Source organism: Subtercola sp. PAMC28395, from assembly GCF_018889995.1.
Lineage (GTDB): Bacteria > Actinomycetota > Actinomycetes > Actinomycetales > Microbacteriaceae > Subtercola.
Window position 1 is genome coordinate 2,341,097 of record NZ_CP076547.1, and the last position, 14,058, is coordinate 2,355,154.

Here is a 14,058-nt window from a genome sequence, read left to right on the forward strand (position 1 = left end):
GGTGGATGCACGTACCGCCCGCTCTCTCGACGGTGAGGGTGCTCCTTGACACTAGCGCCTCGAACGGAGTCTCGTCAGTGGTCGAAGCTGGCATCCGTCGTAGCTTCACCGAAGTGTTCGCTCACGGTCACAGTGTGGGGCAGATCTCCGGCAGGGTTATACGCCTGGCACGGCACTTTAGCCAACTGTGTTGGCTCAAATTGGGGAAACTGCGGCGATCTGCTTCACTGTGGGAATGAGAGAACTGCATTACGGTACCGGGGTCATCACCGTGAGTTTTGACGTCTGCTCTGCGGTCTTCGACTACACCGTCGCGCTCGCCAACGCCGGCAAGTCGGACCGCATCACGGTGCCCGTGATGGCGGGCGGTGCGCGCGGCTTCTCCAACCTGCTGCTCGGCCCGGCGACCCAGTTGTACTGCACGGCGACGATCGACGAAGACACCACAGGCGCTGTTGATCTCGACGATGCGAAGCTCGTGGAGCTGTTGCGACAGAAGACGAACCTGCTGTCGCAGGGCGGCATGCTTTCAGCGTCGAGCGCTTCGATCGACCGCGACAGCGGGGGGCTCGACTAGGCCACGGTGCAGTGACGCGGGGAGCGAGAATTCGGCCCGCTGCTGACGGACAGCGCGCTCGAACCCGGGAGAATTCAGCCAGAGGCAGGCTACGACCTTACGAGGTCTTCTCTGGAATGAGTTCGAGGCCGCCAGCACTGTTGGCCCTGACCATCAGGCGTTCGATCCACTCGCGGTTGAGTGGAATCCGCTTCGATCCGTAGTAGTTGAATTCGAAGTACATCTGCGGGTGCACCCACACCGTGTTGTGTCCGCTGCCGAAGTCGGCAGACTTCTCCCAGCTGAACGAGAAGCTCTCGCCGCGTCGCAGTTTCGCCAGAATGACGGCCTGCAGGTGCGCGAGGTCGCGGTCGTCGATGGAGATCGATTTTGCGGCCGGCCCATAGATGAGAGTTCCCATAGTCTGCTCCACGCTGATCTCTGCCGACCCTGTGCGCGTCGGATTCGGCACTGTGGGATTCGGTGATGTTGCGGCTCAGCTTACGGGACCCTCGTCGCGCAGAATGACGCCACAACTCGATCTGAGCCTTCAGTGCTGAACCGGCGCTGGTCTTGCATTGCCTTCCTTGACGCACTGCGGATGACCTGACAATGTGGACAGCGTGAACATCTATGAGACTTTTCACTCCGGGTGGGGTCATGAGGGCGACCTCGTGACCGCTTCGCAGAACCTCAAGGAGAGCATCCATGCCCACAATCTCCGTCACCAGCGTGATGGTCGACGACCAGGCGAAAGCGCTCGCCTTCTACACCGAGAAGCTCGGTTTCGTGCCGAAGACCGACGTCTCGCTGGGGGAGTACCGCTGGCTGACGGTTGTCGGAGCGGGCGAGCCCGACGGTGTCGAACTGCTGCTGGAACCGGATGCTCATCCAGCCGCGAAGGTCTTCAAACAGGCTCTTGTGGCAGACGGAATCCCGTACACGTCTTTCACCGTCGACGATGTGCGGGCTGAATACGCGGAGCTTCAGGAGCGCGGAGTCACGTTCACCATGGCCCCGACCGCTATGGGGCCGGTGGTTGCTGCCGTGCTCGACGACACCTGCGGCAACCTGATCCAGCTCACCAGCCCCGCCTGACCCGGTCAACTCTGCGAAAGGAATTCCATGGCAGTTCGCATCGACCTCAACATCTCGCTCGACGGCGTCGTCGCCCCCAGCAACCCGTCGCCCGAGAACCCGATGGGTGAGGACTGGGGCAAGATCGTAGCGGCCTACAGCGCCACACGTACGTTCCGCGAGCGCGTGCTGCACGACACGACGGGGGAGGGGACCACCGGCGTCGACGATCGCTACGCCGCCGCGTACTTCGAGGCGGTCGGCGCGGAGATCATGGGTGCCGGGATGTTCGGGTTCCACTCCTTTCCTGACGACCCTGACTGGCGGGGCTGGTGGGGTGACGAACCACCGTTCCGGGTGCCGGTGATCGTGCTGACCCATCGGGAACACCCGCCTGTCGACTTCGCGAACGGAACGCGCTTCGAATTCCTCTCTGCGACGCCCGAGGAAGCTCTCGCTCGTGCCCGTGAACATGCCGTCGACGGAGACATCCGGGTCGGCGGGGGAGCGGGCGTCGCCCGCGCCTTCCTGGCCGCGGGCCTGGTCGATCGCCTCCACGTCGCAGTCTCTCCGGTAATTCTCGGGCAAGGCGTGCGGCTCTGGGATGATCTACGGGAGCTCGACCGCGACTACACCGTCACCTCAGAGGTCGCCGAAAGCGGCGTCATCCATATCACCTTCGCCCGCCAGACATGACTCGATGACCGACGACCAAGCTCTCAACAGTGCGGACGATCACGGCCGAAAGACGGGTCCCTGGTCGGAGGTCGACTCGCACGGCGGAATGATCTCCGGTGTGTATGTCGACGGTGAACGTCAGGGCACGTGGAGGCACGAATTTGTCGACGGGTCTCTGCGATCCGAAGGGGAGTACGACCACGGAATGCTTCACGGTGCATGGACCTGGTATCGCGCGAACGGCGGTCTGCTCCAGCGTGGTGGCTTTTTCGAAGACGAGAAACACGGGCGTTGGGAACGATGGAAGGCCGATGGCACGCCACTCGATACGACGGAGTGGGTCCACGGTAAGAAGCGTCGCTGATCGCAGGCGAAGTCGCCGCGAGCGCGCTCAGGCGCTCCCGCAGTGTTGGTGGGGAAGCTGGATACCCATATGTTTCCTAATCGCAAGCGAAGTTCGCCGAGTTGAAACCGGCAGCGGCGACATAGATTTCGGAGACGGTGCTGGTATTGGGGTCGATGTAGAACTGCAACATGTTTCCGCGGCTGTCCGTAGCGACGATGATGTCGTCTCCTCTGGAATTCTCTGGTGTGGTTGCTTGCGGATAGGCAGCAGCTACTTCGGCTGGAGTCGAGCCTGCACCGATTCCACGATCGGTCAGCAGAGTGTAAGTGGGGTTGGAAGGCTCGGGCGACACCATGAGGAACGACACCGGGTCAGCTTCACTTCCTTGTAGGCCGGCCCAAATGATGACTTGTTGAGGAATTTCGAAGTTTCGCCATACGCAGGAGAGTTCTGGGGCTGGCGATGCCAGGGACGGAATGAGAGCGCTCACTTCTGCTGGGGTCATTCCGAGATGAACCGGCCCGACATGGTCAAAGCCGATCACCCATGTCGAAGGATCGGACGGGTCGTCCGTCTTCTTCGTCGGCGTGGTTGGCGATGACGTCGTGGGCGCGGTCGGTGTGGTGGTTGGCGTGAAGACCAGTGACGGCGTCGACGTGGTGACGGGGTTTTTGGGTGCGGAGAAGGGGCTGGGGATTAGCCCGGTGGCGAGCGCGGTACCTGCTGAGCCGACGATGAGCAGGCTGACGATGGCGATGGTGATTCCGATGACGCGTGTTCGTGTTCGCCGTGTGGGGGCTGGCTGTTTCATGGTCTCGTCGGCCTGTCGCAGAACGTTGGTTTTCATTGTGGTGAGCATGCGAGTGAGTTCGTCGCCGGTTGGGGGGTCAGTCCTCATTGTCGGTCACCGCCTTTCGGAGTCGTGCGCGGGTGCGGGAGACTCGTTTCTTCACGGCATCGACGCTGATGCCGAGCTGTAGCGCGGCTTCGGCGTATGTTTGGCCGTCGATGAGGCAGAGTTCGCAGATGCGCCGGTCGATGGGGTCGAGTCGTTGTATTTCGTCGAGTACCCATCGGAGCTCTTCGCGAGCCTCGTCGTTTGCGTAGGGGTCGGCGTCGAGGGCGTCCGGCAGTTCGTCAGAGAGGTGTTTGTCGTTCCGACGTCGAAGGTTTTGTGCGTGGTTCCGGCAGGTCACGAGAAGCCAGGGGAGCAGCGAGGTGGTGGGCAGGATGATCGTGCTGCTCTTCAGCCAGACCGTGACGAAGGTCTCCTGGACGACTTCCTCGACGTCTGCGCGGGTGTCCACTATGGCCCAGGCGTAGCGGGTGACTGTTGGTGCATATCGGTCGAACAATGTCGACAGGGCGCTGGAGTCACCGATGACCAGCAGCGCCAGTAACTCGCTATCAGTGTTGTCATCACTACCCATGAACATCCCCCTCACTATAGAAGTGTCAGGAGACGTTGAAAGGTGACAGCGAGACAGGCGTTTCTCGGAAGATCTGCTCGCCTGTGTCGCTGTGAAGAGCGAGTCGCTGGGAACGCCCGCTGTTCGAGCGTTCCCAGCGACCATGTATGCGTTTTCGGCCGGCTTCGCGATCAGCTCGTGAAGGCGACATGGACGTCGACCCGCATCGACGGGTCCAGCCCTTCTTCGTCAGCAAGCAGATCGAACACCCGCTGGTGGGGTTCGTCCAGTTGCTGGTTCGAGTAGTGACGATCGAAGGATTCCTGGTCCCGGTAGAACTCGAATGCCCACATCACGTCGGGGTTGCTGTCGTCGCGGTTGAGCGACCAGTCCACAGGGCCATCCGGGTCACCTGTGAAGTGAAGGTCATTACAGAGCTGGAACAGCTCGTCGCCCTTGCCGGGCTTTGCCTGGAAGCGTAGAACCACACCTGGCTGATTTGTCTTCATGGAATTCTCCTTGCTGCTGGTCATTCGGGTCAGCTTTATGGATCACTGATCCAATGAGTTTGGATCATTGATCCACTCATGTCAAGATAGGTGTATGGCGGAAGCACGAGTTAAGGTACGTCGCGCGGAAGCGCTGTCGAAGAATCGGATCGTCCGAGCTGCGATTGAGATTCTCGACGCGTCGGGGGAGAGCGGTCTCACCACCCGCAGTCTCGCTGCGTCACTCACCACGGGATCAGGAGCGATCTTCCATCACGTCGGCAACAGAGATGAGCTCCTTCGAACCGCGGTGAACTTCGTCGTGGCCGATGTGGCCGCCGGCGTTGCCAGCGAGACGACTCCTGAAGAGTCCGTGCGGTTGTTGATGATGGGGATCTTCGACGCGATCCAGGCACATCCCTGGGTCGGTGCGCAATTGGCCCGCGAGCCCTGGCAGACTGCTCTACTGGAGATATTCTTCGAGATCTGCAGCAGGCTGCAGGTCCTCGGTGTTGCAGAGGGCGAACTCTTCGATGCGGCATCGACACTGCTGAGTTACCTTTTGGGCGTTGCCAGCCAATATGCCGCCGGCGTGAGTCTCTCGCGGCATACCGATCGGGCTGCTTTCTTGAGCGCTGCTGTCGAAGACTGGCTGGACCGACGCGAATCGTCGGATCACCCATTCGTGCGCCAAGTGACGCGACTCGCCGACCATGACGACCGCGACCAGTTCATCGCTGGAGTGGAGGTCATCCTGGATGGGGTCATGACTCGGTCTCGATGAGCGAGTCTTCTCCGTTTGCCCGCGAGACGCAGCCGTTCTGGGAGAGAAGAGTATATTACTTGACATAATGTGCATTATCAGCGCTATGTGCGACTCGCCGAGCGTGGCTGAGATGCGCACCTACTTGAGTAGACGTGACAGCACACGGTCGGCAAGCAGCCTGCCGCCGGTCTGGCAGCTCGGGCAGTACTCGAGCGTCGAATCGGCAAATATCACTTGTCGCACAATGTCACCGCAGACCGGGCAGGCCAAGCCGGCCCGCCCGTGAACCTGCAGCCCTGACTTCTTCTCGCGTTTCAGCTCGGAGGCCGCGAGGCCGTCTGCACGCTCGATCGCCGTGCGCAGAGTCGACTGCATCGCCGCATAGAGGGCGGCGACGTCGGCCGTGGGCATATTCGCGGGCTTGAACGGCGACATTCGGGCCGAATGCAGAATCTCGTCAGAGTAGGCATTGCCGATGCCAGCGATGATGGACTGGTTGCGAAGCACCCCCTTGATCTGAGACCGACCCTGAGTGCTCAGTACCTGCGCAAACACCTCCTCGGTGAAGCCCGCGTCGAGCGGGTCGGGCCCCAGTCGATGGATGCCCGGCACCTCACTGGCGTCTCGTACGACGTAGATCGCGAGGCTCTTCTTCGTACCGGCCTCGGTGATGTCGAGGCCCGACCCGTCGTCGAGCACCAGGCGGGCGGCCAGGGCAGTCCTGCCTGGTCGGCCGCTGAGAACCGGTTCGGTGTCACGCCATCTGATCCAACCGGCGCGGGCAAGGTGCATCACAAGATGCAGACTGCTCTGCTCCCCTACCGGCGTCACCCAGAAGTCGAGAAACTTTCCGTGCCGTGAGACTCCCGTTATGGTGCCCCGAGCCAAGGCCGAAACGGGCGGATCGAACGTCTTGAGTGCGGCGAACGAAACAATGTCGACCCTGTCGATGACACGACCGATCACCTTCGAACCGAGGTCGGTGACGAGGGCCGTGACTTCAGGCAATTCGGGCACTCCCCTATTGTGCTCCTGGAGGTAGCGCCTTGTCCCGTGGCTGCGTGGGTCATGGCCCACCCAGCCAGTGGTCGATCCGGTGATGATCCGGCGTGAACCCGTTGGCTACCCCCCACAACACGGCCTGCGTACGACTCGCGGCACCGATCTTGCGATAGATGCTCCGAATGTACGACTTCACTGTGTTCGGGCTGAGATACGTCAGCGTGGCAACCTCGGCGTTGTTCTTCCCCTGTGTAATGAGGGCGAGAATCTCCGATTCCCTGTCGGTGAACCCCTCGTGCCGGCCGGGCCAGTCGAGACCGGGCGAACTCGTCGAACGCCCCGAGACCGGGCTCACCACAGTCGCACCGCCATGGACCGCTTCGAGCGCCGCCACAAGCTCGCGCGCCGGGAGCGCTTTGGAGAGATACCCGTGCACCCCCTGCTTCTGGGCGCTCTCGACGAAGTCAGGGTGGAAGTTCCAGGTGTAGACAACCACCTTCCGTGCCTTCACGTTCTTCACGAGTTCGCCGATTTCGTGGTGATCGGACTCTGGCTGGGCGAACGAGTCGTACAACACGATGTCCACGTTGTCGGAAAGGCGGGCATTGGCATCGATCTCCGCGACGACGACGCGATCGCGATAGTGGTCGAACATGTGAGCCAATCCGGTGAGCACGATGTCGTAGTCGTCGACGAGGGCCACTGTGAGAGGTCGTACCGCTGCCGAATCTGCCATGATGCCGAAATTACACCATCGGTGGGGCCGCAATTCCACCCCTAGGGGTGGTTCGCCCCTCCCCCTCCAACTGTTTTTCTAGACATACCGCACCATTCGATGCGGCATCACCGCACAGCTTCGTGCACCATCAAAGGACACTCTTCATGATCGGTCTCATCATCAGCCTCATCGTCATCGGGCTCATCGCTGGCGCCATCGCGCGGCTCGTCATCCCTGGGCGACAGAACATCTCGATTCCGATGACCATCCTCCTTGGCATCCTCGGATCGTTTGTCGGCGGGTTCCTCGGCTTTCTGATCTTCCAGCACGACCCGATGGATGGCTTCTTCCAGCCAGCCGGAATCATCGGATCGATCATCGGCGCCATCATCGTGCTCTTCATCTGGACGCGATTCGCCGGCCGTAGTGCCGTGCGCCGCTGAACTTCGCGGGCGTAATGTCCTGCAGCCGAGGTACGGGGTCCGCTAGATTGTGAGGCACATAATCGCTCGTGAGCATTCGCTCGTCGTAAGGGGACCCCGTGTCAACGCCATCAGGTAGCACCACCACCTATTCCTTCCACACCGAAGACCTCACCGCGCAGGCTGTGACGTTCTACAAGATCGCTCTCTGGATCGGCGCGGTACTCTCGGTCGTCATCGGCATCGTCGTGCTGATCTGGCCGCAGTCCACCCTCGAGGTCGTGGCGTTCTTCTTCGGGCTCTACTTCTTCATCGTGGGCCTGGTTCGGGTGGTCGTCGGTATCGTCAACAAAGACCTGTCCACGGGCATCCGGGTGCTCAGCATCATTCTCGGGGTGTTCCTGCTGGTGGCCGGTGTCTTCGCCCTGAAGAACCCACTCGCCTCGCTGGTCGTTCTCGCGCTGCTGATCGGCATCTCGTGGATCACCGAGGGCATCATCGCCCTGACGCAGGTCGCGAACGACCGCTCCAAGGCGTTCGGCATCGTGCTGGGCATCCTGTCGATCGTCGCCGGCATCATCTTCATCTTCGTGCCGATCTGGTCGCTCGCGGTGCTCACTGTCTTCGCGGCGTGGACGCTCATCGTGCTGGGAGTCTTCCAGGCGATTTCGGCCATCACCCTGGGCAAGGCCGCCAAGGGCATCTAGCAGGGTCGGTTCTTCCTACTCAGAACCTCATCTAGTGCGCGCAAACGGCCCTGAAATGGCTAGTTCAGGGCCGTTTGCGCGCACCCAGTTCAGCGGTCGCCGAGCTGGGCATGGATGATCGAGACGAGGTTGTCGGGTTCGAACAGTTCGCCCGACTCCTCGATCTCCCCCACGCCCCACCACCGGCTCGCCTCCATGTCGACGTTCTCCTCCGGCGTCCAGTTCGCATCGGACACGGTGAATCGTTCCGTTCGAAGCGTGAACCACTCTTCGTAGTTGGTCTTGAAGACGCCGGGCGCACGCTCGTCGCTGAATTCGCGAGCGAGGATGGGTGAGCCAAGGTCGTGCACCGCGACTTGGAGCCCGGTCTCCTCGAAGAGCTCGCGTACGGCTGCTTCGAGGTGCGACTCCCCCGGCTCCACGTGGCCACCGGGTGTCACCCAGCGGGTGGGGTTGGTGGAGACAGGAGCTTTCGTCAGAAAGAGCAGCACCCGGTCATCCTGGTCGAACAGGAGGACCCGGGACTTGGTGAAGTCGTACGTCATCGAAGCTCTCCAAGCGGGATCGCCGAATGGCAGAGAACCTGAAGCCTGAGCTCGAGCAACGACTCCCCCACGGTGTCAGGCCGTTTCGGGGGTGAAACCGCTCACGTCGCCGACGTAGCGCGTGTGATCGGCCGGGATCGGCTCGACGGCGGCCGCGGCAACCTCGGCGGCGAATTCGGCGACGTTGTAGAGCCTGCCCGCCGACTCCTTGCGGGCGCTGATCGCACCCGGGTTCGCCCTCTCGAGCAGTGTTGCCGTGATGGTGCCCTCGATCATGTCGCCTGAAACGGTGACGAAGGTGACTCCTGCTTCGTCGAGCTGCGGAATCATCGCGCGAAGAGCGTCTTCGCCTGCTCGCTTGCTGAGAGCGACCGGCTCATACTCCGGCATGGTCTCGGTCGTTCGGATGAAGTGTGCCTGGTGGCTGGTGACGAAAACGACGCGTGCGCCCGGCTGCATCAGCGGAAGGGCGGCAGTGAGCAGATCGACCTGCGCGTCGCGGTTCAGTGTGAGCGCGTAGTCGGCAGCCATACCGCTCTCCATGCCTCCCGAAGCATTGAGAACGAGAATGTCGAGGCCGCCGAACGCTTCCCGTACGGCTTCGAACATCTTCGCGACCGAGCCTGCATCGGTCAGGTCGGCACCGATGGTGATCGCCGTCGCTCCACCCGCCGTGAGCTTGTCGGCGAGTTTCACCGCGCGCGCCTCCTTGTTACGGAAGTTGATCACAACGCTCGCACCCGCTTCGGCGAAGTAGGCGACCGTGTCGGCGCCGACGCCTCGCGACGAGCCAGTGACCAGAACACGTCTTCCGGCGAGTGAGCCGGGGGCGAGGGGGTTTGACACGGGTGTTCTCCTTCTGGGTCTGTACCGCAAAGAGACTACCAAGGCATCGGCTGTGACTTTCGTCGGGCTCTGGATACTCCTGATAGTTTCGTAGAAGGAACACCGGTGAAGGAGTACCTCATGACTGAATTCCTTGCGTCGTATGCGTGGCTCATCTGGCTCGCGCTCATTCTGGTCTTTCTCGTCATCGAGACCCTCAGTCTCGACCTCATCTTTCTCATGCTGGCGATCGGCAGCCTGGGCGGGGTGATCGCTCACTTCGCCGGTGTGCCGTTCCTCGTACAGATTCCGATCGTCGGCGCAATCGCACTGCTGTTGATCTTCACTCTCCGGCCTCCCCTGCTGATACGGCTCCGGCGCGGCAGTGACCCGACAAAGAGCAACGTCGAGGCGCTGCTCGGGCTCGAGGGCCGCGTCGTCTCCCCCGTCACCACCACCACCGGCAGCGTCAAACTCAGTAACGGTGAGACGTGGACAGCTCGGGTGTTCCCCAGCGCACTGGAGCAGAAACTGCTGCCGGGCGAGCCCATCTTCGTGAAGGCAATCGAAGGGGCCACTGCGCTGGTCGAACCAGAACCGGCTCCACCCGCCGCAGGCTCTCTTCCGTCAGAAAGGCACACATCATGACCGACACCGCCATAGGCCAGATCGTCGCCCTGGTGATCGTGCTGGTGATCGTGATCTTCGTGATCGTGATCCTGGCAAAGGCCATCCGCATCATTCCCCAGGCGAGCGCCGGGGTCGTCGAGAGGCTCGGCAAGTACCACAAGACGCTGATGCCCGGGCTGAATCTCCTCGTGCCCTTCATCGACAGGCTGCGCCCGCTCCTCGACCTGCGCGAACAGGTCGTCTCATTCCCCCCGCAGCCCGTCATCACCGAAGACAACCTGGTCGTCTCGATCGACACGGTCGTGTTCTTCCAGGTGACGGATGCCCGGGCAGCCACCTACGAGATCGCAAACTACCTCGGGGCGGTCGAACAGCTTGCCACCACGACGCTTCGAAATGTCGTCGGCGGGCTCAATCTCGAACAGGCTCTCACCAGCCGCGATGAGATCAACAGCAAGCTGCGCATCGTGCTCGATGAAGCCACCGGTAAGTGGGGAATCCGCGTCGGCAGGGTCGAGCTCAAGGCGATCGACCCTCCCGCATCGATCCAGGATTCGATGGAGAAGCAGATGCGCGCAGAACGTGAGCGTCGCGCCGTCATCCTCACCGCCGAGGGCACGAAGCAATCAGCCATTCTGCAGGCTGAGGGTCACCGCCAGTCGGCCATCCTGTCTGCGGAGGGTGACGCCAAGGCCCAGGTCCTGCGCGCACAGGGCGAAGCTGAGGCGATCACGACTGTCTTCGAGGCCATCCACCGCGGCGACCCCGACCCCAAGCTCCTCGCCTACCAGTACCTGCAGACGCTCCCGAAGATTGCTGAGGGTAGTGCGAACAAGCTCTGGGTCATTCCGAGCGAGTTGACAGAGGCGCTCAAGGGAATCGGAACGGCATTCGGTGACCGTGGCGCCCCGAAGAAGCCGGCGGAATAGGCAGCAGGGAGCGTACTTCGCTCCCCCGCTCCCGCGTGTCCTGGCTCACCGTGGCCTCGCTCTCGATCAACCGGAGAACACCCTGTCGGCCTTCCGCGCGGCGGTGGATGCTGGTGCCACCTATGTCGAACTCGACGTGCACGCTTCCCGGGACGGCGAGGCCATCGTCGCCCACGATCCGACCCTGACACGCCTGCTGGGCCGTGGCGACCACATCGCAGGTTTGAGCGTTGCGTACCTCCGGTCGCTCGACCTTGGCGACGGTGCCGGCTTCCAGACCCTCGGCGACGTGCTCGAAGCGCTACCCCAGACGCGATTCAACATCGACATCAAGGCTGTGGCGGCAGTCGGTCCCACCGTGCTCGCAGTGCGGGCGGCGGGCGCAGCCGACAGAGTGCTGATCACGTCGTTCTCTGAGAAGCGGCGGCGCGCTGTTGTGAGGCAGCTCCCGGGCGTGGCGACCTCGGCATCGGCCCGAGGCTTCGTGCTGGCGCTGCTCGCCAGCAAGGTGGGGCTGACAGGCGTGGTGCGGTACGTACTGCGTGACGTCGACGCCGTTCAGGTGCCAGAACGCGCTCTCGGCTTGCGGGTGACGACGCCACGAGTGCTGGCGAGCATCCACGCCGCCGGTGTCGAGATGCACGTGTGGACGATCAACGACCCGCGGGTCATGCGTGAGCTCCTCCAGCTCGGCGTCGACGGCCTCGTCACAGACCGGGCCGACCTCGGGCTCGATGTCGCTGCAGGTCTGGCACAATAAGTCAACCCTCTGGCGCGGGTACCCCCCATTCTGGGAGTGTTCTGGCAATAGTTAGTTTCGCGAATGAATCTTTCAGCTGAGGGGTTTATACAGGGGTAAGCGAAGCGGGAGGAAACCACACAATGGCAGATCGCAGCTTGCGCGGAATGAGACTCGGGGGCCAAAGCCTCCAGAGTGAAGAGGGAGTCGTTTTCTCTCCGCGCCAGACACACACATATCTTTGCAGCACGTGCGGTAAAGACACGGAGATGGTGTTCTCGGCAGATGCCGAAGCGCCTGAGACCTGGGAATGCAAATTCTGCAGCAATGAGGCCATCTTGATGGTCGGTTCTGAGCCGGTCGTTCTCGACCGCGCCGAGGCCAAAGTTCCTCGGTCCCACTGGGACATGTTGCTCGAGCGTCGCACACGTGACGAACTCGAAGAGCTCCTGCAGGAGCGCCTCGACTACCTTAGGGCACGTCGTGGCCAGCAGAAGATCGGTGCCTGAGCACAGCTCAGCCACTCACTACGACTCACGCGCCCTGCGCGGTTCTTCGAACCGGCTGGGCGCGTCTGTCGTTAACGCTTTGTCTGCCGGCGGTTTCGGGCGGCCGCGACGATCGCCAGGGCGAGGCCGGCGAGCCCCAGACCTCCCACGAGCAGTTCGATGCCCCTGCCGAACAGGCTTGCCGGCGTCAGGGTGTTCGACAGCGGCACATCCTCGATCATGGCTCCGGGCGTATAGGGTGCCAGCGCCGCAATCGTCGAACCGTCGGGTGCGATGATCGCGCTGTGACCGACGGTGGAGATGTTCACCACGCTGCGGCCCGTTTCGATCGCACGGAGGCGCGCGATCGCGAGTTGCTGGAGGTTCTCGTCGGTCTGGCCGAAGTCCGCATTGTTCGTCTGGGCCAGAATCACCTGCGCGCCATCACCCACCATCGCTCGCACAGCCGAGTCGTCGGTGATGTCGAAGCAGATCGAGATGCCGGCGATCACGCCGCCCACGTTCATGACGGTGTCGGTCGTACCCACTTGGTAGTCCCGCGTCACCATGTCCACGAGGTCGGGCGCCAGGGCGTGGAAGAGGGGTCTGGCCGGCATGTACTCGGCAAACGGAACAGGGTGTCGCTTGTCGTAGAAATCGGCGACCCCTCCGTTCTCCCACAGCAGCGAGGTGTTGTAGTACTTGCCATCCCGTTCGGCAATTGTGCCCACGACGAGTGGGGCGTTGACGAAGTTGCTGATGAAGTCCAGGTCCTGTGCGGCCACGGGCGAGGCTTCCGGGTCGACGTCAGAAGCATTCTCCGGCCAGACCACCATGTCGACAGGGTTGTCGCGCAACTGCCTCTCGAGCGTCAGCGTCTCGGTGATGTGGGCGTTGAGGTTGTCGCCAGCCTGCACCCGGTCGAGCAGACCGGATTTCGTGTTTCCCTGAACGGCGGCAATGCGGGTCGTGCCCTGGGTCGGCGCAGGCCATGCCGGAATGACCAGAAGTGCAGCAGCGGCCGCAACCGCGAGCGTGATGCGTGCAAGCGGCCGAACGCCGCTCTCCCGACCGAGCTGGATGACGAACGCCACGAACCACACCAGGAGGAAACTGAGGCCAGAGACCCCGACGTAGGCGACCAGGTGCGCGAATGGCCCGGTCGACTGTGAGAACGCGACTCTCCCCCAGCTGAAGCCGCCTTCGGGTGCGACGGCGGTGATGGCCTCACGGGCCGTCCAGAGGCCGGAGATGACGACGGGAACCATGCCGAGCCGGCCGAGCCGTGTCGGCCACACCATGCCTGCGTATCGGTAGACCAGCGCGATGAGCACTGCGCCGAATGCGAAGAAGATCGACTCGAGGATCGCCAGCGCGAGCCAGGGCACCGGCCCCAGGTACAGCGTCAGCCACGAGATGTGGGTACACCAGAACGTCAGACCGCCGATCAGCCCCACCAGCAGGGCGCTGTTCCAGCGACGGCCGACCAGGCTCAGCAGGATGAGGCCGGCACCCAGCAGGGTGAGTGGCCATACGTCTGAGCTCGGGAACCCGGTCATCAGGGCGATTCCGCCGGCAACGGCAGTCAGGCACGCGAGCCAGAGTGGGAGAAGCGGCTCGGCGACGGCGCTTGTTCGCTCAGGCGACGGCGACCTGCGCTGCCGCAACGACGCAGAGGAACGGATGCCCGGCTGAACCGCGCGGTCATGGGGTGGTGCGGTCATCCATTCGCC

The 14,058-nt window shown here is 62.6% G+C and carries 20 protein-coding genes; 11 read left to right on the forward strand and 9 right to left on the reverse strand.

Translation table 11 applies throughout. The features are described from left to right. Nucleotides 1–235: 235 nt before the first annotated feature. On the forward strand, nt 236–577 hold the full coding sequence (locus KPL76_RS10785; RefSeq protein WP_216333270.1) for a hypothetical protein: 342 nt from the start codon (nt 236–238) through the stop codon (nt 575–577). Nucleotides 578–674: 97 nt separating this feature from the next. Here the strand turns inward: KPL76_RS10785 and KPL76_RS10790 are convergent, their stop codons facing one another. Then, nucleotides 675–977, reverse strand: a complete 303-nt coding sequence (locus KPL76_RS10790; RefSeq protein WP_216333272.1) for an ATP-dependent DNA ligase — start codon at nt 975–977, stop codon at nt 675–677. 287 nt (nt 978–1,264) lie between these two features. On the opposite strand from KPL76_RS10790, the gene KPL76_RS10795 reads away from it, so the two are divergent. The 3 genes from KPL76_RS10795 to KPL76_RS10805 are packed head-to-tail and all read left to right on the forward strand — an operon-like array spanning nt 1,265 to nt 2,675. Then, complete coding sequence (locus KPL76_RS10795) at nt 1,265–1,654, forward strand: VOC family protein (RefSeq protein WP_216333274.1); 390 nt, start codon at nt 1,265–1,267, stop codon at nt 1,652–1,654. Between the two features lie 27 nt (nt 1,655–1,681). Then, nucleotides 1,682–2,329, forward strand: a complete 648-nt coding sequence (locus KPL76_RS10800) for a dihydrofolate reductase family protein (protein WP_216333276.1) — start codon at nt 1,682–1,684, stop codon at nt 2,327–2,329. Nucleotides 2,330–2,333: 4 nt separating this feature from the next. After that, the gene (locus tag KPL76_RS10805; protein WP_216333279.1) at nt 2,334–2,675 is read left to right on the forward strand and encodes a toxin-antitoxin system YwqK family antitoxin; all 342 of its coding nucleotides are present in this window, start codon (nt 2,334–2,336) and stop codon (nt 2,673–2,675) included. 76 nt (nt 2,676–2,751) lie between these two features. Here KPL76_RS10805 and KPL76_RS10810 read toward each other — a convergent pair whose 3' ends face one another. From KPL76_RS10810 to KPL76_RS10820, 3 genes are all read right to left on the reverse strand, one after another. Next, nucleotides 2,752–3,504 (reverse strand): hypothetical protein, encoded by a 753-nt coding sequence (locus KPL76_RS10810; protein WP_216333281.1) that lies wholly within the window; start codon nt 3,502–3,504, stop codon nt 2,752–2,754. 40 nt (nt 3,505–3,544) lie between these two features. After that, nucleotides 3,545–4,087 carry an RNA polymerase sigma factor gene (locus tag KPL76_RS10815; protein ID WP_216333283.1) on the reverse strand — a complete coding sequence of 181 codons (543 nt, stop codon included), beginning with the start codon at nt 4,085–4,087 and terminating at the stop codon, nt 3,545–3,547. A 170-nt stretch (nt 4,088–4,257) separates the two neighbouring features. Beyond that, nucleotides 4,258–4,599 (reverse strand): putative quinol monooxygenase, encoded by a 342-nt coding sequence (locus tag KPL76_RS10820; protein WP_216333285.1) that lies wholly within the window; start codon nt 4,597–4,599, stop codon nt 4,258–4,260. A 277-nt stretch (nt 4,600–4,876) separates the two neighbouring features. Between KPL76_RS10820 and KPL76_RS10825 the strand changes: the two genes are divergently transcribed. Then, nucleotides 4,877–5,338, forward strand: a complete 462-nt coding sequence (locus KPL76_RS10825; protein WP_216333287.1) for a hypothetical protein — start codon at nt 4,877–4,879, stop codon at nt 5,336–5,338. A gap of 120 nt (nt 5,339–5,458) precedes the next feature. Here the strand turns inward: KPL76_RS10825 and KPL76_RS10830 are convergent, their stop codons facing one another. Beyond that, nucleotides 5,459–6,337 (reverse strand): Fpg/Nei family DNA glycosylase, encoded by an 879-nt coding sequence (locus KPL76_RS10830; RefSeq protein ID WP_216333289.1) that lies wholly within the window; start codon nt 6,335–6,337, stop codon nt 5,459–5,461. 49 nt (nt 6,338–6,386) lie between these two features. Continuing rightward, entirely contained in the window at nt 6,387–7,058 is a 672-nt protein-coding gene (locus KPL76_RS10835; RefSeq protein ID WP_216333291.1) for a response regulator transcription factor, read from the reverse strand. A 146-nt stretch (nt 7,059–7,204) separates the two neighbouring features. Here KPL76_RS10835 and KPL76_RS10840 point away from each other — a divergent pair, with 146 nt between their 5' ends. Both KPL76_RS10840 and KPL76_RS10845 read left to right on the forward strand, forming a co-directional pair. Further along, a complete protein-coding gene (locus KPL76_RS10840; RefSeq protein ID WP_216333293.1) occupies nt 7,205–7,483 on the forward strand; it encodes a GlsB/YeaQ/YmgE family stress response membrane protein in 279 nt (92 codons plus the stop codon). Between the two features lie 98 nt (nt 7,484–7,581). Continuing rightward, entirely contained in the window at nt 7,582–8,169 is a 588-nt protein-coding gene (locus KPL76_RS10845; protein ID WP_216333295.1) for an HdeD family acid-resistance protein, read from the forward strand. An 89-nt stretch (nt 8,170–8,258) separates the two neighbouring features. Here KPL76_RS10845 and KPL76_RS10850 read toward each other — a convergent pair whose 3' ends face one another. Together KPL76_RS10850 and KPL76_RS10855 are read right to left on the reverse strand one after the other, a co-directional pair. Then, entirely contained in the window at nt 8,259–8,714 is a 456-nt protein-coding gene (locus KPL76_RS10850) for an NUDIX hydrolase (protein WP_216333298.1), read from the reverse strand. Between the two features lie 75 nt (nt 8,715–8,789). Next, the gene (locus KPL76_RS10855) at nt 8,790–9,560 is read right to left on the reverse strand and encodes an SDR family oxidoreductase (protein WP_216333300.1); all 771 of its coding nucleotides are present in this window, start codon (nt 9,558–9,560) and stop codon (nt 8,790–8,792) included. 120 nt (nt 9,561–9,680) lie between these two features. On the opposite strand from KPL76_RS10855, the gene KPL76_RS10860 reads away from it, so the two are divergent. The 4 genes from KPL76_RS10860 (at nt 9,681) to KPL76_RS10875 (ending at nt 12,346) form a co-directional block, all read left to right on the forward strand. Next, nucleotides 9,681–10,187: an NfeD family protein gene (locus KPL76_RS10860; RefSeq protein WP_216333302.1), complete on the forward strand. Its 507-nt coding sequence runs from the start codon at nt 9,681–9,683 to the stop codon at nt 10,185–10,187. Continuing rightward, the gene (locus KPL76_RS10865; RefSeq protein WP_216333305.1) at nt 10,184–11,098 is read left to right on the forward strand and encodes an SPFH domain-containing protein; all 915 of its coding nucleotides are present in this window, start codon (nt 10,184–10,186) and stop codon (nt 11,096–11,098) included. The genes KPL76_RS10860 and KPL76_RS10865 overlap by 4 nt, the downstream gene beginning before the upstream one ends. Continuing rightward, on the forward strand, nt 11,070–11,858 hold the full coding sequence (locus KPL76_RS10870; RefSeq protein ID WP_216336389.1) for a glycerophosphodiester phosphodiesterase family protein: 789 nt from the start codon (nt 11,070–11,072) through the stop codon (nt 11,856–11,858). The genes KPL76_RS10865 and KPL76_RS10870 overlap by 29 nt, the downstream gene beginning before the upstream one ends. A 122-nt stretch (nt 11,859–11,980) precedes the next feature. Further along, the gene (locus tag KPL76_RS10875) at nt 11,981–12,346 is read left to right on the forward strand and encodes an RNA polymerase-binding protein RbpA (RefSeq protein WP_205108933.1); all 366 of its coding nucleotides are present in this window, start codon (nt 11,981–11,983) and stop codon (nt 12,344–12,346) included. A gap of 71 nt (nt 12,347–12,417) precedes the next feature. On the opposite strand, the gene lnt is transcribed toward KPL76_RS10875, so the two are convergent. Further along, nucleotides 12,418–14,049 (reverse strand): apolipoprotein N-acyltransferase, encoded by a 1,632-nt coding sequence (gene lnt / locus KPL76_RS10880; protein WP_216333307.1) that lies wholly within the window; start codon nt 14,047–14,049, stop codon nt 12,418–12,420. Nucleotides 14,050–14,058 lie beyond the last annotated feature (9 nt).